Consider the following 25,266-nt stretch of genomic DNA (forward strand, 5'->3'; position numbering starts at 1 on the left):
GCCGTGTGTGTTGACGATGATGGCGGATGAGTTTGGGGGTGAGATTCCGGTGGGTCCGTTTGCTCTGATTGGGGATGATTCGATTGGGCGGGGGATTGTGGAGACGTTGTCGGGGTCGCGGTCGCCGGCGGTGTTGATGGCGAATCATGGTCCGTTCACGATTGGTCGGGATGCGCGGGCTGCGGTGAAGGCGGCGGCGATGTGTGAGGAGGTGGCGCGTACGGTGCATATCGCTATGCAGGGCGGCCGGCCGGTGCCGATCGAGCCGGAGCTGATCGATCGGCTGAACGACCGCTACCAGAACGTCTACGGCCAACACTGAGCCCAGCGCACAGACGTCGCCCCCGGATCAATCCGATCCGGGGGCGACGACGTGCTTTCGCTGCGTGATGCCTAGATGTCCTCCAGGGAAGCGCCCTTGGTCTCACGGGCGAACAGGTATATGACCCCGCCCAGGAAGAGCAGCACGGCGAAGATGACGAAGGGTAGGAATACCACCTCGTAGCTCAACTCTTCGGACCCTACTAGCGCACCGACGAAGTACGGTCCCACTACCTTGGCGATCGCGCCGATACCGTAGCCGAGCCCGAGCCCGGTGGAGCGGGCTTCGGTGGGGAACTGCTCGCCGCCGAAGGCGTTGAGGATGCCGAAGGCGCCGTCGCCGAACATCATGATGATGAAGATGCCGGCGAAGAACACGTACCCGGCGCTGCCGATCTCCCCACCGGAAACCATCCGCGTGGAGAAGGCGGCGATGAGCGCGCCGATCGCACCGATCATGCCGCAGCCGAACATCGTCCAGCGCCGCCCGATCTTGTCCGAGATCCAGGCCGATCCCAGGCGGCCGAGCAAGTCACCGAGGGACACGAACATGAACAGGGTCGCCACGGTGCCGGCGTCGAACTTGAAGGACTGCCCCAGCAGCGTCTGCCCCCACGACTGCACCGTGAAGGAGCCCAGGATGAAGCAGAAGGACCCGAGCGAGACAACCAGCAGCTGCTTGGGGTACTTGGTGAAGATAACCGAGTAGGAGGCGGACGAGGTCTCCTTGATCTCGGGCAGGTCCGCCACCTGTTCCACGGGGATCTCCATGGCCCAGGCGTAGGCCTCCTTAGCCTCGCGCTCACGCCCGCGGGATTGCAGGAACCGGGGAGACTCGGGGATGACCCGGGCCCAGGCGAGCAGGATGATGGGAATGCAGCCGACGGCGATCAGACCGCGCCACCCCAGAGGGCCGCCGAGGTACTTGGTGACCAGCCCGCCCAGGAAGATGCCGGCGGGAATGAACACGCTCGTGAGCCCGGAAAGCAGCCCGCGCTGCTTGGCGGGCACGAATTCCTGGACGAAGGGCACCGAGGTGATGTTCAGCCCACCCACGCCGAAGCCCACGCCGGTGCGCAGGATGGTCAACAGGATCCACCCATTGACCGGGGTGAAGGCGGAGGCGGCCGTGAAGACCACCAGGACGACGATGCACCAGACGAAGGCGTGCTTGCGGCCGAATATGTCGGCCAGCCGGCCCCAGGTGATTGAGCCCAGAACGGTGCCCAGTCCGGCGCCCGCCAGAATGATTCCTGACTGGAAGCCGGTCAGATTCCAACCAGGTGCCTCGATGAGGAGGTTGATGATGAAGCCGATGAGGAACATGTCGAAGAACTCCGACACGTTTCCCACGATCGCCATGCCGATCAGTGACTTCTGGTGACCGGTAAGGCGATGGTTGTCGATTTGTTCAGGGGCGGTCTTCCCCTGCGGCGCCGCAGGCGCCGTTGCCTGTGTAGTCATTTCAATCCGATCTTGTCAGCGAACGATGTCCGAACCCTGGAGAACCTGCAACTCGCCCGGACGCACATGGGTCAGGTCCCCGTGGTGCGTCAGTGCGATCTGGGCGACCTTGGTGCCCATCTCGATGCCCCGCTCGACGTCGCCGTCGAGCCAGCCGTGCAGGGTGCCGGCGACGAAGGAGTCACCGGCACCGGGCCGGTCGATCACCGGGACGGAGTGGATCTCAAAGGTCCGGTCCTTCTCCGCCGTCGACAGGTAGGTGCCGGCGCGGCCGTCGGTGGAGACCACCGTGGGCACACCCATTTCCTCGCGCAGGGCGCGGCAGGCGGCCACCCCCGGCTTGTCGATGCCGAAGACGATGCGTGCGTCGGTGCGCGAGCAGAACAGGATTGAGGACTGGCGCGCAATCGGCTCCAGGGTCGCCCGCGCCTGCTCGCCGGTCCACAGCAGCGAGCGGAAGTTGACGTCCAGGGCGACGTCGACGCCCCGCTCTACGGCGGCGTCGGCGAAGTAGCGCACCACCCGGGCGGTCTCCGGGGTGAGCGCGGCGGTAATGCCCGTGAGGAAGACGACGCGGGTGTCCAGCAGAGCGTCCCAGTTGAACTCCTCCGGCGTGATGGTGCGGAAGGGCGTGTGCAGCCGGTCGTAGGTGACCTTGCCCGGCAGCGGGAACTCGCCCGGCTCCAGGAAGTACAGGGCCACGCGGCCCTCCTCCGTCATCACGGTGTGGCGGATGTCCACGCCGACGGCGGAGTACTCCAGGGCGATGCGGTCGGCGAGTTCCCCCTTGGGCAGCTTCGACGCCCAGGCGGTGGAGCGGCCGAGTTCGCTCAGCAGGCCGGCGACGTTGGCTTCGGAGCCGGCGGCGGTCATACGTAGCGTGCGGGCGGTTGCCAGCCGGTCGCCGCGTTCGCAGGTGAGGCGGATCTGCCCCTCACCGATGGTGGTCAGGTCGTACGTCATTGTTCGGTCCTTCTGGTTGGCTGTGGGTGGCCGCGCGTAGCGGCCTGCGACTGCCTGTCTGACTGCAGCCGCTGGTGTTCTCGAAGGCGGTCAGGGGGGTGACGGCGGGTGCGCCGCGTGCGGCTCGTGAGAGTCGCTTGACGGCGCTCAGGGCCGCTGAACAGTGATGCCGGCGCCGGTGGCCTTATCCTCAATGAACTCACGGGCAACGACGCAGCGGGACACGGAGTCCGGCGCGTCGTCGTTCCACATCTCGATCATGAGTCTGCCGGTCCAGTGCTGCTCGGCGAGCAGCCGGAAGGACAGGTCCCAGTCGACAATGCCGGTGCCCATGTCCACCCTGCGGGGCTCACCGCGCCGCACATCCTTGGCGTGCATGGCCACCATGTGCCCGCGGCCGGCCTCCAGCTCGACGGCGGGGTCGAGCCCCTGCTCGGCGATGTTGCCCAGGTCCGGGTAGACCTGCAGGTAGGGGGAGCCGACGGCATCGACGAACTCCATGGCCTTGCGGATCGAGGTGACGTCGGTGCCGTCGACGTTCTCAATCCCCATCACCACCCCCAGGCGGGAGGCCAGGGGGACGGCATCGGCCAGCAGCTCGCCGTACCAGCGCTCGGCATCGGGGTGCGGGTCCTCGTAGTAGGCGTAGTAGCCCGCCACTTGGATCACGGGCGCACCCAGCTCATGGCACAGCTCCAGGCCGCGGGCCATGACCTCGCGGGCCCGCCGCCGGACCTCAGGGTCGGCTGATCCCGGGCCGATGCGGCGGTGGACCGACAGGCATACCCCGCCGATGCTGGTACCGACCGACTCGGCGGCCTCGCGCACCATGCGGCACTGGCGCGGACCCCACTCCAGGCGGGCCTCCCGCTGCGGGGACTCGTCCACGGACAGGTCCAGGAAGGAGTAGCCGGCCTGTGGCACCTGGGCGAGGAAGGACGCCCAGTCGTCGGCGGTGAGCAGCGGATTACCCACCAGGGCCTTCTCGTAGATGCCCAGGCGGATGCCATCGTCTAGGGAGGCCACGCTCATGACCACACCTCGTCGATGGCGCTGCGCAGAGCGGAGGCGGCGGCGGCCGGATCGTCGACGGCTACGATTGAGCGTCCGGCGATCACAATCCCCACCCGCCTGCCGGCGAAGGCGGGCAGGTCCTGGACGTTGATGCCGCCGGTGACGGTGACGGTGAAGCCCATCTCCGCCAGTTCGTCGACGCGGTCCATGTCCTCGGGTTTCCAGGACAAGTCGCCGGCGGCCTCACGATCGCGGGAGCGCTTGACGATGACGTGCTGCACGCCGGCGGCACGCCAGGCACGGGCCCGCTCGGGGTCGTACCACTCGTCGGCCAGCTCCACCTGCACCTCGCCGTCGAACTCGGCGGCGACCTTGCAGACCTGCTCGATGGTGGTCATGGAGGCGCCCGCCACGCAGGAGACCAGGTCCGCGCCGGCCTCGAAGGCCAGACGGGCGATCTTGGCGCCGGCCTCGGCGATGCGCACGTCGGCGAGGATCTGCTTGTCGGGGAACAGGGCGCGGATATTGCGCACCGCGTGGTAGCCCTCGCACAGGATCAGGATGGTGCCGCACTCGATGATGTCGACGTACGGCGCCGCCTGCTGCAGGGGACCGAGGGCGCTGGGCTGGTCCAGGGTATCCAGGGCGATCTGGAGCCTGGGCGTTGTGGGGGACTTGCTCATTCGGCTCGCCCCGTTCAGTCGGCCAGGGGCTCGAAGGCGAAGAACGTGGCGGCGTTGTTCACCAGCAGGTCCTGGACGTAGTCGGGGTCGAAGCCCTCGTCGTCGATCAGGCGCGGGCAGAACACGGCCGGGTCGTAGTCAACGCCGGAAACCGAACCGTAGGCCTTCTGGTAGGAGGCCTTACCCGAGTCGGTGCCGAGCAGGATCTGCTTGCCGTAGCCCTTCTCACCGAGCACCTTGATGAGGTTCACCCGCGCGTTGTCCGGCACGTACTTAATGCGGTTGGTGCCGTCGAGCTCCACGTAGGCGCCCAGCTTGGTGATCTGCTCCTGGATCCACGGGTCCCAGTTGCGCTGGATGTGGCCGATAGCGATCTTCTCCGGGGCGACGCCCTGCTCGATCAGGAAGCGGGCCTGCTCGGGACCGCAGGTGCCGGCGGTGACGTGGGTGTTGACCGGCGCGCCGGTCTCCTTGGCGGCGATCGCCACGGCCTTGCCGGTCTTGACCTCCCAGTCGGTGATCTTGCCGTAGGCGGTGGCCCACTTGATGACGCCGGCGCGCACGTCGGTGCGCTTGACCAGCGGGCCCATGTAGTCGCCCGCGTCCACGCCCTCGACGATGTCGGCGATGAGCAGATCGGCGATCTCGTTGACCGTGTACTGGTTGACCCAGGACTGGCGCCACTCGAGGTACACCTTCTGCTGGTGGAAGCCGGTGGCCTGGATGACCTGCAGATCGGGGACCCGCTCAACGACGCGCTTGAGCTTGAGCACCCCGCGGCCGGAGGAGGCAGGGCACATGTCCACGATGGTGGCGCTGGGGGCGAAGCGCTTGGAGCGTCCACGAAGTAGCCGGCCTCCTCGACCGCCTTGTCCTCATCGTCCAGCAGGTGGTCGGGATCGATGTAGACCTCGCCCGCGCCGACGCGGATGAGGTGGTCGTGGGCGTTGACGACGCCGAGGGTGGACGGGTCGACGTCGCCGTGAATGGTGCGGACGATTGCCATGGTGGTTCTCCTTCGAACGGATGGGGCGATGTACACACCGAGCGGTATTCGTGCCGGCAGGTGCCAGCGAGAGGCTGCTGTCACCGCCGGGCCCGACCGCCGCGGTGCTTTCACGCTAGGGCGGGACGGTACTGCCCCCAAGAGGGCGTTGTGCACATCTGTGCATCCTTGCGTCAGGATGGGTGGCCTTCAGAACAGGAATGGCTTGGCTTGCTGGCACCCAAATCAGAGCAGTTTGGAGATACGATGCAATTATGTGCGCAAACCTGGATCGCGAGCATACGCGGCTGCTGCTCGACATCGCCCACCTGTACTGGGATCAGGACCTCAGCCAGGATGAGATCGCCGAGCGCCTGGGCTACTCGCGCTCGACGATCTCACGCAAACTGACCGAGGCCAGACACGCCGGGATTGTTCGCGTGACAGTCGCGCACCCGATCGAACGCCTGATGGCGCTCGAGGAGGAGCTCACCTCCACCTTCGGACTCAAACAGGCGCGCGTCACCGAGGCCTCCCGCCCGGTCGCGCCCGGAGTGACCCCCGACGTCGCCCGGGCCGCGGCGGAGCTTCTGCTTGAGCACTGCGGCCCGCGCTCGGTGATCGCGGTGTCCAACGGACGCGCCGTGGCCGCCGTCGTACACCAGATGCCCGAGCGCACCTGGCCCGCCTCCACCGTGGTGGCCATGATCGGCTCGGCGGGGGAGTCCTACGACCTGGGTGATGGCGGGGACGTGTGCCGCAATCTGGCCCTGCGGCTGGGCGCCCGGTACCGGTCGCTGACCGTGCCGCTGGTCTTCGATTCCTTGACCCTGGCGCGCGCGGTGCGCCAAGAGGACCAGGTCGCCACCACTCTGGAGCTGGCCGCTCGCAGTGACGTCGCCCTGACGGGCATCGGTGCGGTGGGGGAGTCCACCAGCCCGCTGCTGCGCAAGTGGATGACGCCGCAGGTGGTGCGCGAATGCCGCCGCCGAGGCGCGGTTGCACACGTGTGCGGCCACCACCTGGACGCCGAGGGGCGGCACGTGCCCACGGCGCTGTGTGAGCGCACGCTGTGCATGGAGCCCGAGCGGCTCAAGGAGATCCCTTTCGTGGTGGGCGTAGCCGCCGGTGAGGACAAAGTCGCGGCCATCCGGGCGGCCCTGCGCGGCGGCTACCTCTCTGCGCTGGTGACCGACGAGGTCACCGCCCGGGCGGTGCTGGAGACCGCCACAGACAAGTAGTACTTGCAATCAAGGGCTTGCCCGGTCACCGGTTATGGTGCGGGTGTGAGTGCACTGACCGACTACATCGACGCCTGGGTTGCAAACGACGTTGACCGTATTGCCGCCGCGGTCACGCAGGACTGCGTAATCGTCGAGTGCTACGGCCCCGTGTACCGGGGACGCGACTGGGTGCGGCGCTGGGCGCAGGAGTGGTTCGCCGCCGGTGGGATTGTGCACCGGTGGGACATCACCGACCACTTCATCACCGGCGATCGGGAGGCTGCACAGTGGTCCTTCGAGTGCACCTGGGAGGGGCGACGCACCGTTTTCGATGGTGCCTCTATCGCCCGATCCGCCAGCGGCCGGATCGTCGAGCTTCGCGAGTACCAGACCACCGCACCCCTGTACGACTGGCGTGGGACCTGGCGCTGAAGCACCGAGCGCCAAGCCGACCGCGGTACGTCATTAGTGCCGGTCTCGGTGTGTTACTGGTGCCGGTTTCGCGGGGGAGTGGGGTAGACAGGTGCCATGAACGCCTCTGCGCCCTCCAGCCCCGTCACGATTGCCGTCACCGGCGCCACCGGGAAGGTCGGCGGCCACGTCGCCGAACTGCTGCACGACCTCGGAGCGCGCCAGCGCCTACTGGTGCGCAATCCGGCGAAGGCTCCCACCTGGGCAGACGACGTCGCCGTCGCCTCCTACGGCCAGGCCGACGCCGCCGTACGCGCCCTGGAGGGCGTGGACCTGCTGTTCATGGTCTCGGCCGCCGAGAGCGCCGACCGCCTCGAGCAGCACCAGACATTCATCGACGCCGCTGCCACCGCTGGGGTGCGGCACGTGGTCTACACCAGTTTCCTCGCCGCCGTGCCCGAGGCCACCTTCACCCTGGCCCGCACCCACTGGGCCACCGAGGAGCACCTGCGCGCCAGCGGGATGGCCTGGACCTTCCTGCGGGACTCCTTCTACGCCGACTTCATTCCCGACCTGGCCGTCGACGGCGTCATCGCCGGCCCCGCAGGCTCCGGGCGCGTCGGCGCCGTCGCCCGCGAGGACGTCGCCCGCAGTGCCGCCGCCATCCTCACGGACACGGCGGCCGGCAACGACCGCCACGCCGGTTCCACTTACGATCTGACCGGCCCGGAGGCCTTCACCCTGACCGAGGCCGCCGCCACCATCACCGCCGTCACCGGGCGCAGAACCGTCTACCGGGAGCAGAGCCTTAAGGAGGCTTATGCCTCGCGGCAGGTTTATGGCGCGCCCGACTGGCAGGTCAACGCCTGGGTCTCCACCTACACGGCCATCGCCTCCGGCGAGCTTTCCGCCGTCACCGACGACGTCCGCGCGCTCACCGGGCGCACGCCGCTCACGCTGGCCGAGGTGCTGCGTTGAGCAGCTCAGCCCAAGCCGGACCCGATCTCACGCGGTCTTCGCCGTCGAGCGACGCCGCATCCTAGGCATGGGCGTGCCGGTGGCCGGGAAGGCGCCGACCGGACCTCGACTGCATCACCAGCACAACGACTCCGACTGCCGCGAGGATCAGGCTCGCCGCCCAGGCCGCACCCGTCGGTGCGAGCACCTGAAGCACGGCCGCCAGGCCGATCCATCTCGCCGATTGCTCGGACAGGCCCCACAGCGCGAACAACCCGCCCAGCAGCCCGACGACGGCGAAGGGGATCAGCGTGGGCGTCCCGCCGTCGTACACGAAGGCAACCCAGGCGCCTAACCCGGCGGATGCGAGAACCGCGATGGTCAGCGCGATGAGAGCGATCCGCGTCAGCACCGATTGGAGGCCCGTCTGCATGGGGAGAGTTCCCGTGTTTCCGTTTGTCATGGTCGGCTCCTCTGCCGGGCGGCCCGAGTCCGAGTGGCTCAGCACCTGCTCCATTATCCGCCAATGCGCTGTGTTCACCCACGCGTTCGCCGCCACAAACACATGTGTTTTCGCCAGGACCACAGTGAGCTTTGCACGTGCCCAGCGCCCGCAAAGCTCCAAAACTCGTGTATCAGGCAGAACTCGTGTACGCAACGTCGGCCCCGGCGTGCCGGTTTCGGCGGGCAGCGCCCATCCACCGGGCGGACGGCGGCCGCGCCCGCCCTGGGTGCTGCGCTAACATCGCCCCGAACGACATCCTTGAAGCCCGTCCAGTGAGGCGGAGAAGGAGGTCCACGCACCGTGGCCGCACCACAGTCCACCGGGAAGCAGATCCTCGGCGCCGCCGAGATCCAACGCTCCCTCGTCCGTATCGCCCACGAAATCCTCGAGCGCAATCGCGGCAGCCACAACCTGGTGCTCCTCGGCATCCCCTCCGGAGGAGTCCCACTGGCACACCGGCTGGCCGCGGCCCTGGAAGTCGCTGCCAAGGAGGACGACGACCCCGCGGGCGCCCCGCCGGTCGGCACGCTGGACATCACCATGTACCGCGATGACCTCGGCCGCCACCCCATTCGCGTACCGAGGCCCACCCGCATCCCGGGGGAGAGCCTCGAGGGCCGCACCGTCATCCTCGTCGACGACGTGCTCTTCTCCGGTCGCACCATCCGCGCCGCCCTGGACGCCCTGGGTGCCATCGGCCGCGCCGACGCCGTGCAGCTGGCCGTCCTGATTGACCGTGGCCACCGCGAGCTGCCCATCCGGGCCGACTACGTGGGCAAGAACCTGCCCACCTCCCGCTCGGAGAAGATCGTCGTGGCCCTGACCGAGCTCGGCGCCGCCGCCGACGCCGTCACCATCGTCGACGCGGAGGAGGCCGCCCGATGAAGCACCTGCTGTCCGCCAAGGACCTGACCCACAACGAGGCGGTGATGGTGCTGGACACCGCCGAGGCCATGGCCGCCACCCAGCGCCACGCCGTCAAGAAACTCCCCACCCTGCGCGGCAAGACCGTGGTGAACCTCTTCTTCGAAGACTCCACCCGCACCCGCCTGTCCTTCGAGGCCGCCGCCAAGCGGCTGAGCGCGGACGTCATCAACTTCTCCGCCAAGGGCTCCTCCGTCTCCAAGGGGGAGTCCCTGAAGGACACCGCCCAAACGATCATGGCCATGGGCGCCGACGCCGTGGTCGTGCGCCACTCCGCCTGCGGTGCCGCCCACCTGCTCGCGCACGCCGGCTGGATCAACGTGCCGGTCCTCAACGCTGGCGACGGCACCCACCAGCACCCCACGCAGGCGCTGCTGGACGCCATGACCCTGCGCCGCTGGTACGTCCCCGGCGGCCCCGCCTCCGGCTCCGCACGCGCCGGCGACGGCAGCCCCGCCCCCCAGGGCCGCGACCTGGACGGCGCCCGCGTGATTATCGTCGGTGACGTGCTCCACTCCCGGGTCGCCCGCTCCAACGTCGACCTGCTCACCACCCTGGGCGCGCACGTCACCCTGGTCGCCCCGCCCACCCTGCTGCCGGTGGGCATGGACGACTGGCCCTGCGAGGTCTGCTACGACTTCGACGCCGCCATCGCCGCCGTCGAGCCCGATGCCGTGATGATGCTGCGGGTGCAGCGCGAACGCATGAGCGCCGCCGGCGGCGGCTACTTCCCCAGCCCCGGGGAGTACTCCCGCGGCTACGGTCTCGGGGCCGTGCGCCGCACCGCCATGCCCGCCCATGCCATCGTCATGCACCCCGGCCCCATGAACCGCGGCCTGGAGATCACCGCCGACGCCGCCGACGACCCGCGCTCCCGCGTGGTCGAGCAGGTCGGCAACGGCGTCTCCGTGCGCATGGCCGCCCTCTACCTGCTCCTCGCCGACGAAGGGAACCAGCTGTGACCGCCCACCTCCTGCCCGGGGTCCGCCCCTACGGCGAGGACCCTGCCGACGTCCTGGTCATCGACCGAACCGTTGCCGCCATCGGCCCCGACGCCGCCGCCCAGGCCCCCGCCGACGTCACCCGCCACGACGACCTGACCGGCCTGGTACTGCTGCCCGGCCTCGTGGACATCCACACCCACCTGCGCCAGCCCGGCGGCGAGAGCGCCGAGACCGTATACACCGGCACCCGCGCCGCCGCCGTCGGCGGCTACACGGCCGTGTTCGCCATGGCCAACACCACCCCCGTGCAGGACAACGCCGGCGTGGTCGAGCAGGTGCTGCGCCTGGCAATGAGGCCGGCTGGGTGGATGTGCATCCCGTCGGCGCGGTCTCCGAGGGCCTTAAGGGCGAGCACCTGTCCCAGATGGGTGCCATGGCGCACAGCGCCGCCCGGGTGCGCGTCTTCTCCGACGACGGGCACTGCGTGTCCGACCCCGTGCTCATGCGCCGCGCCCTGGAGTACGTCAAGGCCTTCGACGGCGTCGTCGCCCAGCACTCCCAAGACCCCCGCCTGACAGAGGCTCCCAGATGCACGAGGGACGTGTCTCCGCCGAGCTCGGCCTGGCCGGCTGGCCCGCCGTCGCCGAGGAGTCCATCATCGCCCGCGACGTCCTGCTGGCGGGGCACGTAGGGTCCCGCCTGCACGTGTGTCACCTGTCCACCGCCGGCAGCGTGGAGATCATCCGCTGGGCCAAGGCCCGCGGCATCGACGTCACCGCCGAGGCCACCCCCCACCACCTGCTGCTGACCGATGAGAAGGCCCGCACCTACTCGCCCCTGTACAAGGTCAACCCGCCGCTGCGCACCGCCGCCGACGTGGAGGCGGTACGCCAGGCGCTGGCCGACGGCACCATCGACGTCGTCGGCACCGATCACGCCCCCCACCCGCGCGAGTCCAAGGACTGCGAGTGGCAGGCCGGCGCCTTCGGCATGACCGGTCTGGAGACCGCCCTGCCTATCATCATCGCCACCATGGTCGAGCCCGGACGCATGACCTGGCGGGACGTGGCCCGCGTGCTGTCCGAAACGCCTGCCCGCATCGGTCGGCTGAGCGACCAGGGTCGGCCGCTGGCCGTCGGTGAGAGTGCCAACCTCACGGTGGTCGACCCCGACGTGCGCCGGGTGGTCGACCCGGATTCCCAGTGGACCCGCTCCACCAACACCCCCTACGCCGGCATGGAGCTGCCCGGTCAGGTCAGGGCCACCTTCCTTCACGGCCGCCCGACCGTTCTGGCCGGCCGGCCCATCGAGCAGACCGAACAGAAGGAGCACGCATGAGCGCCCCCACCCCCGCGACCCCGGCAGCGTACGGCGGCTTCGCCAGCCCCGCACTACCCGCCGGCGCCCCGGTCGAGCGCACCCCGGCACTGCTGGTCCTGGAGGACGGTTTCACCCTGGTGGGCCGTTCCTACGGCGCCACCGGCTCCACCGTCGCCGAGATCGTCTTCAACACCGGCATGACCGGCTACCAGGAGACCCTCACCGACCCCTCCTACCACCGGCAGATCGTGGTGATGACCTCCCCACACATCGGCAACACGGGCGTCAACGACGAGGACGGCGAGTCCGACCGCATCTGGGTGGCCGGCTTCGTGGTGCGCGATCCCGCCCGCCGCGCCTCCTCCTGGCGGGCCAAACGTGAGCTGGAGTCCGAACTGGTCACCCACGGGGTGGTCGGCATCTGCGACATCGACACCCGGGCCCTGACCCGCCACCTGCGCGAGCGGGGCGCCATGCGCGCCGGCATCTTCTCCGGGGAAGCCCTGCCCGCCGACGTCGCCGAGCACCCCCGCTCCGCCCCCTCCGAGGCGGCGCTGGAGACCTGTCTCGACGCCGTGCGCGCCGCCCCGGCCATGGCCGGCCAGGCGCTCGCCGCCGAGGTGACCACCACCGAGGCCTACGTGGTGGAGCCCAGCGGCCAGTTCACCGGTCAGGAGCCGGTCGCCGTCGTCGCCGCCATCGACCTGGGCATCAAGGCCCGCACCCCCTGGCAGCTGGCCGAGCGGGGTGTGCGCGTGCATGTGCTGCCGCAGTCCACCACCCTGGAACAGATCCGCGCCCTGCACCCCGACGGCGTCTTCTTCTCCAACGGCCCGGGCGACCCGGGCACCGCCGACGCCGAGGTGGCCCTACTGCGCGGCGTCCTGGATGAGCGCATCCCCTTCTTCGGCATCTGCTGGGCAACCAGATCTTCGGCCGGGCGCTCGGTTACGGCACCTACAAGCTCGGCTACGGGCATCGCGGCGTCAACCAGCCGGTCCTGGACCGGGCCACCGGCCGGGTGGAGATCACCTCCCACAACCACGGCTTCGCCGTCGACGCCCCCACCGACGGTCCCTCCACCGCACCCTTCGACTCCGGTCGCTACGGGCGCGTGGAGGTCAGCTACATCGACCTCAACGACGGCGTGGTCGAGGGCCTGCGCGCCCTGGACCTGCCCGCCTTCTCCGTCCAGTTCCATCCCGAGGCCGCCGCCGGCCCCCATGACGGCGAGCACCTGTTCGACCGCTTCATCCGCATGATGCATGAGCACCGGGTCGCCACAGCCGGAACCACCGCCCCCGTCACCAACACCGACACCGAGGAGAACGCCTGATGCCTCGCCGTACCGACATCTCCTCCGTCCTGGTCATCGGCTCCGGTCCGATCGTCATCGGCCAGGCCTGCGAGTTCGACTACTCCGGCACCCAGGCCTGCCGCGTACTGCGCGCCGAGGGCATCCGCGTCATCCTGGTCAACTCCAACCCGGCCACGATCATGACGGACCCGGACATGGCCGACGCCACCTACGTCGAACCCATCACCCCCGAGGTCGTTGAGGCGATTATCGCCAAGGAGCGCCCCGATGCCCTCCTGCCCACCCTGGGCGGCCAGACCGCCTTGAACACCGCCATGAGCCTGGTGGAGTCCGGGGTGCTGGACAAGTACGGCGTGGAGCTGATCGGCGCGCGGGCCGAGGCCATCAACGCCGGTGAGGACCGCGAGGAGTTCAAGCGCGTGGTCGAGCGCTGCGGCGCCGAGGTGGCCCGCAGCGTCATCGCCCACAGCATGGAGGAGTGCCATGCCGGGGTGGAGGCCCTCGGCGGCTACCCCGTGGTGGTGCGCCCCTCCTTCACCATGGGCGGGCTGGGCTCGGGCTTCGCCTACAACGCCGAGGACCTCGAGCGCATCGCCGGGCAGGGCCTGGCCGACTCCCGCACCACCGAGGTGCTGTTGGAGGAATCCATCCTCGGCTGGAAGGAGATCGAGCTGGAGGTCATGCGCGACCAGGTCGACAACTGCGTGATGGTCTGCTCCATCGAGAACGTCGACCCTGTGGGCGTGCACACCGGCGACTCCATCACCATCGCGCCGGCCCTGACCCTGACCGACCGGGAGCTGCAGCAGCTGCGGGACATCGCCTTCGCCGTCATCCGGGAGGTGGGCGTGGACACCGGCGGCTGCAACATCCAGTTCGCGGTTCACCCCAACACCGGCCGCGTCATCGTCATCGAGATGAACCCGCGGGTGTCCCGCTCCTCCGCCTTGGCCTCCAAGGCCACCGGCTTCCCCATCGCCAAGATCGCCGCCCGCCTGGCCATCGGCTACACGCTGGACGAGATCCCCAACGACATCACCGGCTCCACCCCCGCCTCCTTCGAGCCGGCCGTCGATTACGTGGTGGTCAAGGTGCCGCGCTTCGCCTTCGAGAAGTTCCGCGGCGCCGACCCGACCCTGACCACCACCATGAAGTCGGTGGGCGAGGCCATGGCCCTGGGCCGCTGCTACACCGAGGCCCTGCAAAAGGCCATGCGCTCCATCGACAAGTCCGGCACGGTGTTCCACTGGGACGGCACCGCCCCCACCCCCGAGCAACTGCCCGCTCTCATCGAATCGCTGCGCACCCCCACCGAGCACCGCCTGGTGGACCTGCAGCAGGCCATTCGCGGCGGCGCCACCCTGGAGCAGCTGTTCGAGGCCACCGCGATCGACCCGTGGTTCCTGGACCAGATGTTCCTGCTGCAGGAGCTCGCCGAACAGGTCCAGGCGGCTCCGGCGCTGACCGCCGAGCTGCTGCAGCGCGCCAAGCGACACGGCTTCTCCGACGCCAGATCGCCTCCCTGCGCGGCATCGGCGAGGACACGGTGCGCGAGGTCCGCCACGCCTTCGGGCTGCGGCCGGTGTACAAGACGGTGGACACCTGTGCGGCCGAGTTCGCCGCCAATACCCCCTACCTGTACTCCAGCTACGACCAGACCACGGAGGTCGCCCCGCGCGAGCGGGAGGCCGTCATCATCCTGGGCGCGGGCCCCAACCGGATCGGCCAGGGCATCGAGTTCGACTACTCCTGCGTGCACGCCACCATGGCCCTGTCCGAGCGCTACGACACCGTCATGGTCAACTGCAACCCGGAGACCGTCTCCACCGACTACGACATCTCCGACCGCCTGTACTTCGAGCCCCTGACCTTCGAGGACGTCATGGAGGTATACGAGGCGGAGCTGGCGGCCGGCCCGGTGGCCGGCATGATCGTGCAGCTCGGTGGGCAGACGCCCCTGTCCCTGGCGGCCCGGCTCAAGGCGGCGGGCGTGCCCATCCTGGGCACCACCCCGGAGGCGATCGACGCCGCCGAGGACCGGGAGGTGTTCGGCGTCGTGCTGGAGCGCGCCGGGCTGCCGGCTCCCGCCCACGGCACCGCACTGAGCGATGAGCAGACCCTCGCGGTGGCCACCGAGATCGGCTTCCCGGTGCTGGTGCGCCCCAGCTACGTGCTGGGTGGGCGCGGCATGGAGATCGTCTACGACCGTGACGGTCTGGTCGACTACCTCTCCCGCGCCTCCGCGGAGGCCGGCGGCGCCTACGCCAACGGCCCCCTGCTGATCGACCGCTTCCTCGACGACGCCATCGAGATCGACGTCGACGCCCTCTACGACGGTACCGAACTATTCCTCGGCGGTGTCATGGAGCACATCGAGGAAGCCGGCATCCACTCCGGCGACTCCGCCTGCGTGCTGCCCCCCATGTCCCTGTCGGACACGGAGATCGCCCGCATCCGCCGCTCCACCGAGGCCATCGCCGCCGGGGTGGGTGTGCGCGGGCTGATCAACATTCAGTATGCGCTGGTCTCCGACACCCTGTACGTGATCGAGGCCAACCCGCGTGCCTCGCGCACCGTGCCCTTCGTATCCAAGGCGACCGGCGTGCAGCTGGCCAAGGCCGCCGCCCTGCTGATGGCCGGCGATACCATTGCCGGCCTGAGGTCCTCCGGCCGCCTGCCCGCCCACGACGCCGCGGTCACCGATCCGCTGGACCCCATCGCCGTGAAGGAGGCGGTGCTGCCCTTCAAGCGGTTCCGCACCCCGTCGGGCCGGGTGGTTGACACCGTGCTGGGCCCGGAAATGCGCTCCACCGGCGAGGTCATGGGATTCGACGTCGACTTCCCGCGCGCCTTCGCCAAGTCGCAGGACGGCGCCTACGGCGGCCTGCCCAACGAGGGCGCCCTGTTCGTGTCCGTCGCCGACCGGGACAAGCGTGCCATCGTGCTGCCCGTCGCCCGGCTGGCCGAACTGGGGTTCACCATCTACGCCACGGCCGGCACCGCGCAGGTGCTGCGTCGCAACGGTATCCCGGCCACCCCCGTCCGCAAGGTCAGCGAGGGGCAGGCGCCCACGGCGAGCAGACCATCGTGGGCTGATCGAGTCCGGCGCCATCGACATGGTCATCAACACTCCCAAGGGGCAGGGCGCCCGTGCCGACGGCTACTCCATCCGCGCCGCCACCACCAGCGCCGACAAGCCCATCATCACCACCGTGCAGGAGTTGCAGGCGGCGGTGCAGGCGCTGGAGGCGCAGCTGGCCGGCCCGATGGGGGTGCGCAGCCTGCAGCAGCACGACGCCGACCGGATGCAGCGCCGCGCCGCCGCGCAGGTGACCGCATGAGCTCGCAGGCTTCCGCCGTCGACGCCGCCGCAGGAACGCGGTCCTTCGGCGTGCGGCTGGCCGCCGCCATGGCGACCCACGGCCCGCTGTGCGTGGGCATCGATCCGCATGCCGTCCTGCTGGAGGCCTGGGGCCTGCCGGACACGCCCGCCGGACTGCGGGACTTCTCCCTGCGCGTGGTGGAGGCCCTGGGCGGTCGGGTCGCGGCCGTCAAGCCGCAGTCGGCCTTCTTCGAGCGGCACGGCGCGGCGGGCATCGCCGTCCTGGAGGAGGTGCTCACCGCTCTGCGGCAGTCCGGCACGCTCACCATCCTGGACGTCAAGCGCGGCGACATCGGCTCCACCATGGCCGGGTACGCCCAGGCCTACCTGGCCGCCGACGCCCCACTGGCCGCCGACGCCATCACCGTCTCCCCATACCTGGGGTACGGCTCGCTGACGCCCGCCCTCCAGGCGGCCGCGGCGACCGGGCGGGGCGTGTTCGTGCTGGCGCTGACCTCCAACCCGGAGGGTGCGGCCGTGCAGCATGCCCGCACCGCCTCCGGGCGGCGGTAGCCGCCGAGGTGGTCGCCGGGGCGGCCGCTCCAACGCCGCCGCCCGCGCCGCCGGTGAGCTCGGCAGCGTGGGCCTGGTGGTCGGCGCCACCGTCGGCGACGCCGTACGCGAGCTGGACCTGGACCTGCTGGCCGCCAACGGGCCGCTGCTGGCCCCCGGCGTGGGAGCGCAGGGCGCCGGCGCAGCCGAGTTGCAGGCGGTCTTCGGGCCCGCCCGCGCCACGTGCTGGCGTCGTCTTCCCGCGGCGTGCTGGGTGCCGGACCCGATCCCGCGCAGCTGCGACGGGCCGCCACCCGGTCCGCCGCCGCGGCCGCGACCGCGCTGCGCGCGTGAGCGGCGCGGAAGGAGGCATGATTTGCCCATGACCGCAGCCCAGGTGCCGCCCGCCCGGCTCACCGTGATCGCCGGGCCGACCGCCGTGGGGAAGGGCACGCTCGTCGCCGAGTTGCGACGCCGCCACCCCGACCTGTTCGTGTCGGTGTCCGCCACCACGCGCGCCCCCCGCCCGGGCGAGCGCGACGGCGTGCACTATCACTTCGTCTCCGACGCCGAGTTCGACCGCCTGGTGGCGGCCGGCGAAATGCTGGAATGGGCGCTGGTGCACGGCACCCACCGCTACGGCACCCCCCGCCGGCCGGTGCAGGAGCAGCTCGACGCGGGCCGCCCCGCCCTGTTGGAGATCGACCTGGCCGGCGCCCGGCAGGTGCGCGCTCCATGCCGCAGGCGCAGCTGATCTTCATCGCTCCGCCCAGCTGGGAGGAGTTGGTGTCCCGCCTGGCCGGGCGCGGCACCGAGGATCCGGCCGAACGCGCTCGCCGCCTGGAAACCGCGCGGGTGGAACTGGCCGCCGCCGACGAGTTCGACCGCATCATCGTCAACGACACCGTGGCACGTGCCACGGACGAGCTGGAGGATGTGCTCGGACTGAGCCGTTAGACTAGGGTGCTTGCGGTGCGGCGATGCGTCGGGGGCGTGAGCACCCGGCCGGATACGCACCCGAACCGGTACCAGAACACATTGGGAGACAAGCACATGCTCGGAACCTCTGCCGACCCCGAGGGAATCACCAACCCTCCCATTGACGACCTCCTGGAGAAGGTCGACTCCAAGTACGGGCTGGTGGTGGAGGCCGCCAAGCGCGCGCGGCAGATCAACAGCTACAACCAGCAGCTCGAGGACAACCAGTTCGACTACTTCGGCCCGCTGGTAGAGGCCGACAACGAGGAGAAGGCCCTGAGCATCGCCCTGCGCGAGGTCGCCGAGGACAAGCTCCAGGTCATCTCCGGGGATGAGGCCCGCGCCCGGCGCGCCGAGGCCGAGGCGGCTCGCCGTGCCGCCGAGGAGGACATGTTCTCCGACATCTCGCTGGATGCACCGATCGACCTGGGCGGATCGGACGAGCCCGGCACCGGCCTGGACGACATCCAGTTCTGACGCCGCCCGTCACCGATCATCGTGAACCCGCAGACCACTCGCGCCCGGGACGCATATGCGCCCCGGGCGCGGCGCGTCGTCGTGGGCGTGTCCGGCTCAATCGCCGCCTACAAGGCCCCGTCCATCATCAGGCTGCTGCGCGCGGCCGGACACGAGGTGCGCACGGTGCCGACGGCGGCCGCGCTGCGCTTCATCGGTGCCCCGGCGCTGGCCGCGGTCACCGGCGCGCCGGTGCAGTCCGGGGTATTCGATGACGCCGCCGCCGTCGCACACGTGCAGATGGGGGAGTGGGCGGAATTGGTGCTGGTGGCCCCCGCCTCCGCAGACCTGCTGGCCCGGGCCGCGACCGGGCGGGCCGATGACCTGCTCACCGCCACCCTGCTGACCACCACCGCCCCGGTGGTGATGGCACCGGCCATGCACACCCAAATGTGGAACCACCCGGCCACCCGCCACAACGTGGACACCCTGCGTCGGCGGGGCGTGACCATCATCGACCCCGACGCGGGCCCACTGACCGGCACCGGCCACGGGGCCGGACGGCTGCCCGAGCCCGAGCAAATCGTCGCCCGCGCCCTGGACGTGCTCGAAGCCGCCCACACCCCCGCGGCCCCCGCTCCGGATGCTCTGGCCGGACGGCACCTGGTCGTATCCGCCGGCGGCACCCGTGAGCCCTTGGACCGGTACGCTACCTGGCAACCGCTCCTCCGGCCGACAGGGCTGTGCGATCGCGACCGCCGCGGCCGCCCGCGGCGCCCGCGTCACGTTGGTGTCGGCGCATGCCGAGCCGGCGGTACTGGCCGAGCTGCCCGCACAGGTTGAGATCGTGCCGGTCACCACCGCCATGGAGCTGCGCGACGCGGTGCGCGCCGCCGCCGCGGATGCCGATGCCGTGGTCATGGCTGCCGCCGTCGCCGACTACCGGCCCGCCCAGGTGGCCCACACCAAGCTTAAGAAGCACGCGCTGAGCCCCTCCGGGGGCGAGGGCGAGCCACCGCGCCAGGCGGGGCCCGTCATCCAGTTGGTGGAGAACCCCGACATTCTGGCCGGCCTGGTCACCGACCCCCCGCGCCAGGACGGCGGGCGCACCCTGGTGGTGGCTTCGCCGCCGAGACCGGGGACGCCGACGGCGATGTGCTGGCGCACGGCGCCGCCAAGGCCCGCCGCAAGCGCGCCGACCTGCTGGCCGTTAACGCCGTCGGCACCGACCGGGGCTTTGGCGACGTGCCCAACGCCGTCGTCGTCCTGGACGCGGACGGCGCGGAGGTCGCCCGCGCACACGGAACCAAGCAGGAGGTCGGCGAGGCACTGGTGGAGTTGATCGCGGCCCGCCTGACCGCCTCCGACTGACCCGGTCGGCCCGGTCACCCCGCCGCCCGGGGCCCGCCGCCGGCGTCTTCTTTCTCACGGCCGTTTCCGCATCCAGGCCCGCCAGTCCGTTTTAGGCCCCGGTCGCGTGGTCATACGATGAGCGGGCGGGGCCCGGCGCGAGGCCCCGCCCTAGCGGTAACGCGCACGGAAGTGACCTGCATGACGAGGAACGGGACGAGCACCCCGACTGTGGCCGACCTGGTGAAGGCGGTGACCACGCCCCCGCTGCCCCTGCGAATCACCGCCTACGACGGTTCCACCGTCGGCCCACGCGACGCCACCGTGGAGTTGCACGTCAAGTCGCCGCGCGCCCTGATCTACATCGCCACCGCCCCGGGGGAGCTCGGTCTGGCCCGCGCCTACATCACCGGTGAGCTGCTCGCGCCCGGCATCGAGCCGGGCAACCCCTACGCCGCCTTCGACAGCCTGCAGGCCTGCAAGCACCACCTGCGCCGCCCCACCCCGGCGGGCATGCGCGCCATTTCTCGTCTACTGCGCCGCGCGGGACTGCACCGCCCCGAGGTGCCTCAGATCGAGACTCCGCCGGCCTGGCGCCGCGCCCTGGCGGGCGTGCGCCCACACACCGAGACGGCGGATAAGGAGACGGTCACTTCCCACTACGACCGCTCCAACCGGTTCTACTCGCTGGTGCTGGGGCCGTCCATGACCTACACCTGCGCCCTGTTCGACTCCCCGGGCACGCCTCTGGAGGACGCGCAGCGCCGCAAGATCAACCTGGTGCTGGACAAGCTGGACCTGGCTCCCGGGCAGCGACTGCTGGACATTGGGTGCGGCTGGGGATCGGTGCTCGTCGCCGCCGCCCGCCGCGGCATCCGCGCCATCGGCGTGACTCTGTCCGAGCCGCAGGCCCGCTGGGCCAACGCCTGGCTCGCCCGCGAGGGACTGGCCGACCTGGCACAGGCACGGGTCATGGACTACCGGGAAGTGCCGGAGCGCGACTTCGACGGTATCTGCTCGCTGGGCATGATGGAGCACGTGGGCGTACACCACTACGACGAGTACTTCCACACCATGTTCGTCCTGCTGCGCCCCGGCGGACGGCTGCTGAACCACCAGATCACGCGGCGCGACTCCAGCCAACGCAACGGTGCCGGCGCTTCGTGGGCCGCTACATCTTCCCCGACGGGGAGCTCGCCGCCCCCGGGGTGGTCATGACCCACCTGCACGACGCCGGCCTGGAGATCGTGCACGCGGAGAACCTGCGCCAGCACTACGCCCTGACTCTGGAGCACTGGTGCCGCAACCTGCAGGCCCACTGGGACGAGGCCGTCGCATCCGGCGGCTCCCAGACCGCCCTCCTGTGGGGACTGTACATGGCCGGCGCCCGCTGGAACTTCGAGCGCAACAGCATTCAGATCCACCAGTTCCTGGCCATCCGCCCCGGTGAGGACGCCGACGGCCACTGGTATCCTCTGCGTCCCTGGTGGGACGCCTGAGACGCGCTCAGCACTCGCCTCATCCACGCCCCCGCACCCACCGACCAGCAAGGACTACAACACACATGGCACGTAAGGCAACGAACTCCCTGCGGCAGTTCACCTCCGAGTCCGTCACCGAGGGACACCCGGACAAGATCTGCGACCGCGTCTCCGACGCGATCCTGGACGCGATCCTCACCCAGGACCCGGCCGCGCACGTTGCGGTGGAGACCATGGTGACCACCGGCCTGGTGCACGTGGCCGGTGAGGTGACCACCAGTGCCTACGTGGAGATTCCGGACATTGTGCGCAGTGAAATCGTCTCGATCGGCTACACCTCCTCCCAGGTGTGCTTCGACGGCGCCTCCTGCGGGGTGTCGGTGTCGATCGGCCAGCAGTCTCCGGACATTGCCGCGGGCGTGGACAAGGCCCTGCAGGTGCGCGACGACGGTGGTGACCTCGACCCGCTGGACTTCCAGGGAGCGGGCGACCAGGGCTCATGTTCGGCTACGCCTGCACGGACACCGCCGCACTGATGCCGCTGCCCATCCATTTGGCCCACCGCTTGGCCGAGCGCCTGGCTACGTGCGCAAGCAAGGCATCGTGGATGGCCTGCGCCCCGACGGCAAGACGCAGGTCACCATCGGCTACGACGGCGACACCCCCGTGGCGTTGACCGGCGTGGTGGTCTCCACCCAGCACGATCCCGACCGCACCCGCCCCGCACTTACCGACGCCATCACCCGTGAGGTGATCCGCCCGGTATTGGAGGCGGAGGAGGCCAAGGGCCTGAAGCTGGCCACCGCCGACGTCGACATCCTGGTCAACCCCTCCGGCCAGTTCGTCATTGGCGGCCCCGCCGGAGACGCCGGCCTGACGGGGCGCAAAATCATCGTGGACACCTACGGCGGCATGGCCCGCCACGGGGGCGGCGCCTTCTCCGGTAAGGACCCTTCCAAGGTGGACCGCTCCGGCACCTACGCCATGCGCTGGGTGGCCAAGAACGTGGTCGCGGCCGGCCTGGCCGAACGCTGCGAGGTGCAGATCGCCTACGCCATCGGATCGGCCCGCCCGGTGGGACTGTACGTGGAGACCTTCGGCACGGAGACCGTGCCCGTGGACCGGATCACCGCCGCCATCAAGCAGGTGTTCGACCTGCGCCCGGCCGCGATCGTGCGCGACCTCGACCTGCTGCGTCCGATCTACCGCGCCACCAGCGCCTACGGCCACTTCGGGCGGCCCGGCTTCACCTGGGAGAACACCGACCGGGCCGACGCGCTGCGCGCGGCCTGCTGACGGCGCGGATCGGGGGAGGAGGCCATGGGCGACGCCGTCACCGCGGGCGCGCCCGCACAGGGCGTGCTCCTGGACGCCCCCACCACCGCCACCCGCCGGGTGGCCGGTGCCGGTGTGTCTGCGCCGGTCGCACGCGTCTTGCTGGAGACCGCGGTTCCCCACTTGGACCGGCTATTCGACTACCTGGTTCCCCCCGAGCTGGATGTGGCCGCCGCCGTTGGAACTCGCGTCGTGGTCCGTTTCGGAGGCCAGGACCTGCACGGTTGGGTCTGGGAGCGCGCCGACACCACCACCCACCCCGGCAGGCTGGCCCCAATCCGCCGCGTGGTCTCCGACCTGCCGGTGCTCAACCCAGAAACCATGCGCCTGGTCGAGGCGGTGGCCGCCCGCACCGCCGGGGTGCGTTCGGACGTGATCCGGCTGGCGGTGCCCGCCCGGCACGCCACCACCGAACGGGACGAGCGTGACCGTCCCGCACCGGCCGCCCCCCCGTTGGTCGCCGCCCCCGGCGGACGCCTGGGCGGCATACGCCGGCGGGCCCGCGTTCTTGCAGCGCTTGGCCGCCGGGCAGGCCCCCCGCGTCGTGTGGACCGCCCTACCGGGGCGTCCCGGCTTGGTGGCCAGCTGGACCCGACTGGTGGCCGACGCCGCCCGCGCCACCCTCGCCGGGGACCGCAGCGTGCTGGTGATCGTCGCGACCACCGAGCGGGCGGAGGCGGTGGCCGCCGCGCTCACCGATGCCCTCGACGGGGAGGCGGTGGTGACCCTGTCCGCCGAGCACGGACCCGCCCGCCGCTACCGCGCCTTCCTGCGCGCCCTGACCGGCCGGGCCCGGGTGGTGGTGGCACCCGCGGCGCCGCCTTCGCCCCGGTGCACAACCCCGGCCTGGCCGTCATCTGGGACGACGGCGACGATCGGCTCGATGAGCCGCGCGCCCCTACATTCACGCCCGCACGGTACTGGCCCTGCGCTCGGGCCTGTCCGGCGCCGGCCTGCTGATCGCCGGCTACACCCGATCGGTGGAGGCCCAGGCCTACATCGAGCAGGGCTGGGCCACCGACCTGCACGCGCCCCGGGAGACCATGCGCGCCGCCGTCGCCCGCGTGCAGGTGCCCGGCACTCCCGAATTGGAGGCGGAGGGCCCCTCCGGCGCGGCCCGCATCCCCTCGCTCGCACACCGCGCGCTGCGCGAGGCGCTGCAACACGGCCCCGCCCTGGTGCAGGTGCCGCGTGGCGGATACGCCCCCCTGGTGGCGTGCGCCCGCTGCCGCGCCGTGGCCCGCTGCCCGGTGTGCTCCGGCCCCCTGGCCCTGGGCCGCGACGGAGCCGTCACCTGCCGCTGGTGCGGGCGAAACACCGCCAATTGGAGCTGCCCGGAGTGCGGCCACACGCGCCTGCGCATGGTGCAGGTGGGCACCACCCGGACCGCCGAGGAGCTGGGACGCGCCTTTCCGGGCGTGCCGGTGGTTGCTTCCGGGGCGCGGGAGGACCACGGCGTGATCGCCGGCGTCGATGCCCGCCCACGCCTGGTGATCGCCACCCCCGGCGCCGAGCCGGTGGCCGACGGCGGTTACTGGGCGGTGCTGCTGCTGGACGGGGCCGCCCTGTCTTCCCGGCCCGATCTCGGCGCCGCCAGCGAGGCCATGCGCCAGTGGACCAACGCGGCGGTGCTGGCTCACCCCGACGCGCCCATTGTGCTGCTGGGGCGCCCGCACCCGGTGGCCGCGCAGGCCCTGGTGCGCTGGGACCACGCGGGATTCGCCCGCCGCGAGCTGGCCGAGCGCGCCCAGCTGCACCTGCCGCCCGCCTGGCGGGCGGCCCGCCTGGACGGGCCGCGCCTGCGCCTGGAGGACCTGTTCGAACAGGCCCGTGCGGCCGGCTTCGAGGTCCTCGGCCCGGTCGCCACCCCTCAGCACGGTGGTTCCGCGGTCCCCGGGGCGGCCGTGCCCGGCGCCCAGCCGCCGAGTATGCGGGGACTGATCCGCGCCCCCTTGACGCGCGGCCGCGAGCTGGCCGCCTTCCTGCAGCTACAGGTGCGGGAGGCCTCCGTGCATCGCGAGGAGCCGGTGCGCGTCGAACTCGACCCCACCGTCCTGTGGTAGGCAGAAGACCATGAGCAGCGCAGTCCCCACCCCCGCCCCCGCTGGCCGGCCCCGTCATGATCCGCAGGCCGAGGGCATAGACGCCGTCGTCTTCGACTACGGCAACGTGATCTACGCCTGGGAGGCGGTCGGTGCCGTCGCCGGGAGGGTGCGGCTGGAGGCCTGGCAGGAGTTCGTGGAGGCGGGGGAGTTCCACCGCTGGAACGCCATGCTGGATGCCGGCGTGCCCCTGGAACAGATCCTCGCCGCCCTGGCCGCCGCTCACCCGGACCGCCCCGACTGGACGCACATCCTGCGCACCTACTGGGATCACTTCATCGACACCAAGACCGGGCCCATCCCGGGCACGGCCGCGGTCATTCAGGCGCTTGCGGATGCCGACGTGCCCCTGTACGCCCTGACCAACTTCAATGACGTCCTGTTCGCCGCTACCCGCCACCTGTCACCGTTGTTGGAGCGCTTCCGCGGCGTGGTGGTCTCCGGCCAGGAGCACCTGGTCAAGCCCGACCCCGCCATCTACCGGGTGCTGCTGGACCGCTACCGGCTGGACGCCGCCCGCACCCTGTTCGTCGACGACTCGCCCGTGAACGTGGAGGCGGCCCGGGCGGTAGGGATGCAGGCCCATCACTTCACGGGGGCGGCGCGACTGCGCGCCGTGCTGATCGAGGCGGGACTGCTGCCGACACCCGTAGACTGA

General features: G+C 70.7%; 14 protein-coding genes and 9 pseudogenes. 17 read left to right on the forward strand and 6 right to left on the reverse strand.

What is annotated here, in order from left to right:
• Positions 1-322, forward strand: a 322-nt coding sequence (locus tag BW737_RS12195) for a class II aldolase/adducin family protein (protein ID WP_180272121.1), incomplete at its 5' end; no start/stop codon positions are given.
• 71 nt (positions 323-393) lie between these two features.
• Here BW737_RS12195 and BW737_RS12200 read toward each other — a convergent pair.
• The 5 genes from BW737_RS12200 to BW737_RS12220 all read right to left on the reverse strand — a co-directional run bounded on the left by BW737_RS12200 (position 394) and on the right by BW737_RS12220 (position 5,245).
• A complete protein-coding gene (locus tag BW737_RS12200; protein ID WP_086614535.1) occupies positions 394-1,785 on the reverse strand; it encodes an MFS transporter in 1,392 nt (463 codons plus the stop codon).
• A 15-nt stretch (positions 1,786-1,800) separates the two neighbouring features.
• On the reverse strand, positions 1,801-2,748 hold the full coding sequence (locus tag BW737_RS12205; protein ID WP_086614534.1) for a sugar kinase: 948 nt from the start codon (positions 2,746-2,748) through the stop codon (positions 1,801-1,803).
• A gap of 147 nt (positions 2,749-2,895) precedes the next feature.
• Positions 2,896-3,780 carry an L-ribulose-5-phosphate 3-epimerase gene (locus BW737_RS12210; RefSeq protein ID WP_086614533.1) on the reverse strand — a complete coding sequence of 295 codons (885 nt, stop codon included), beginning with the start codon at positions 3,778-3,780 and terminating at the stop codon, positions 2,896-2,898.
• Positions 3,777-4,445, reverse strand: coding sequence for a 3-dehydro-L-gulonate-6-phosphate decarboxylase (locus BW737_RS12215; RefSeq protein WP_086614532.1), 669 nt, complete (start codon positions 4,443-4,445; stop codon positions 3,777-3,779). The genes BW737_RS12210 and BW737_RS12215 overlap by 4 nt, the downstream gene beginning before the upstream one ends.
• A 14-nt stretch (positions 4,446-4,459) precedes the next feature.
• On the reverse strand, positions 4,460-5,245 hold the full coding sequence (locus tag BW737_RS12220; protein WP_257210805.1) for a phosphotriesterase family protein: 786 nt from the start codon (positions 5,243-5,245) through the stop codon (positions 4,460-4,462).
• 460 nt (positions 5,246-5,705) lie between these two features.
• Here BW737_RS12220 and BW737_RS12225 point away from each other — a divergent pair, with 460 nt between their 5' ends.
• The 3 genes from BW737_RS12225 (at position 5,706) to BW737_RS12235 (ending at position 8,042) form a co-directional block, all read left to right on the forward strand.
• Positions 5,706-6,671 carry a sugar-binding transcriptional regulator gene (locus tag BW737_RS12225; RefSeq protein WP_086614531.1) on the forward strand — a complete coding sequence of 322 codons (966 nt, stop codon included), beginning with the start codon at positions 5,706-5,708 and terminating at the stop codon, positions 6,669-6,671.
• A 45-nt stretch (positions 6,672-6,716) separates the two neighbouring features.
• Complete coding sequence (locus BW737_RS12230) at positions 6,717-7,085, forward strand: nuclear transport factor 2 family protein (protein ID WP_180272213.1); 369 nt, start codon at positions 6,717-6,719, stop codon at positions 7,083-7,085.
• A 96-nt stretch (positions 7,086-7,181) separates the two neighbouring features.
• On the forward strand, positions 7,182-8,042 hold the full coding sequence (locus tag BW737_RS12235) for an SDR family oxidoreductase (RefSeq protein ID WP_086614529.1): 861 nt from the start codon (positions 7,182-7,184) through the stop codon (positions 8,040-8,042).
• Between the two features lie 61 nt (positions 8,043-8,103).
• Here the strand turns inward: BW737_RS12235 and BW737_RS12240 are convergent, their stop codons facing one another.
• A complete protein-coding gene (locus BW737_RS12240; protein ID WP_143233385.1) occupies positions 8,104-8,484 on the reverse strand; it encodes a hypothetical protein in 381 nt (126 codons plus the stop codon).
• Positions 8,485-8,826: 342 nt separating this feature from the next.
• On the opposite strand from BW737_RS12240, the gene pyrR reads away from it, so the two are divergent.
• The 13 genes and pseudogenes from pyrR (at position 8,827) to BW737_RS12305 (ending at position 25,266) form a co-directional block, all read left to right on the forward strand.
• Positions 8,827-9,411, forward strand: coding sequence for a bifunctional pyr operon transcriptional regulator/uracil phosphoribosyltransferase PyrR (pyrR, locus tag BW737_RS12245; protein ID WP_086614527.1), 585 nt, complete (start codon positions 8,827-8,829; stop codon positions 9,409-9,411).
• Positions 9,408-10,412, forward strand: a complete 1,005-nt coding sequence (locus BW737_RS12250) for an aspartate carbamoyltransferase catalytic subunit (protein WP_086614526.1) — start codon at positions 9,408-9,410, stop codon at positions 10,410-10,412. Before pyrR ends, BW737_RS12250 begins: the two co-directional genes overlap by 4 nt.
• Positions 10,409-11,732 (forward strand): annotated as a pseudogene (locus BW737_RS12255) (dihydroorotase). The gene BW737_RS12250 and the pseudogene BW737_RS12255 overlap by 4 nt, the downstream one beginning before the upstream one ends.
• Positions 11,729-13,050 (forward strand): annotated as a pseudogene (gene carA, locus BW737_RS12260) (glutamine-hydrolyzing carbamoyl-phosphate synthase small subunit). The pseudogenes BW737_RS12255 and carA overlap by 4 nt, the downstream one beginning before the upstream one ends.
• A pseudogene (gene carB / locus BW737_RS12265) lies at positions 13,050-16,373 on the forward strand (carbamoyl-phosphate synthase large subunit). Before carA ends, carB begins: the two co-directional pseudogenes overlap by 1 nt.
• Positions 16,370-17,260 (forward strand): annotated as a pseudogene (gene pyrF, locus BW737_RS12270) (orotidine-5'-phosphate decarboxylase). Before carB ends, pyrF begins: the two co-directional pseudogenes overlap by 4 nt.
• Before the next feature lie 28 nt (positions 17,261-17,288).
• Positions 17,289-17,863, forward strand: a pseudogene (gmk, locus tag BW737_RS12275) (guanylate kinase).
• 96 nt (positions 17,864-17,959) lie between these two features.
• Positions 17,960-18,361: a DNA-directed RNA polymerase subunit omega gene (rpoZ, locus tag BW737_RS12280; RefSeq protein ID WP_086614525.1), complete on the forward strand. Its 402-nt coding sequence runs from the start codon at positions 17,960-17,962 to the stop codon at positions 18,359-18,361.
• Between the two features lie 18 nt (positions 18,362-18,379).
• Positions 18,380-19,711: pseudogene (coaBC, locus tag BW737_RS12285) on the forward strand (bifunctional phosphopantothenoylcysteine decarboxylase/phosphopantothenate--cysteine ligase CoaBC).
• A 492-nt stretch (positions 19,712-20,203) separates the two neighbouring features.
• Positions 20,204-21,189 (forward strand): annotated as a pseudogene (locus BW737_RS12290) (class I SAM-dependent methyltransferase).
• 65 nt (positions 21,190-21,254) lie between these two features.
• Positions 21,255-22,467, forward strand: a pseudogene (gene metK / locus BW737_RS12295) (methionine adenosyltransferase).
• A 24-nt stretch (positions 22,468-22,491) separates the two neighbouring features.
• Positions 22,492-24,569 (forward strand): annotated as a pseudogene (locus BW737_RS12300) (primosomal protein N' family DNA-binding protein).
• Between the two features lie 10 nt (positions 24,570-24,579).
• Positions 24,580-25,266: an HAD family hydrolase gene (locus tag BW737_RS12305; protein WP_086614524.1), complete on the forward strand. Its 687-nt coding sequence runs from the start codon at positions 24,580-24,582 to the stop codon at positions 25,264-25,266.

Origin of the sequence: Actinomyces ruminis, from assembly GCF_002154335.2 — a bacterium.
Taxonomy (GTDB): Bacteria; Actinomycetota; Actinomycetes; order Actinomycetales; family Actinomycetaceae; genus Actinomyces; species Actinomyces ruminis.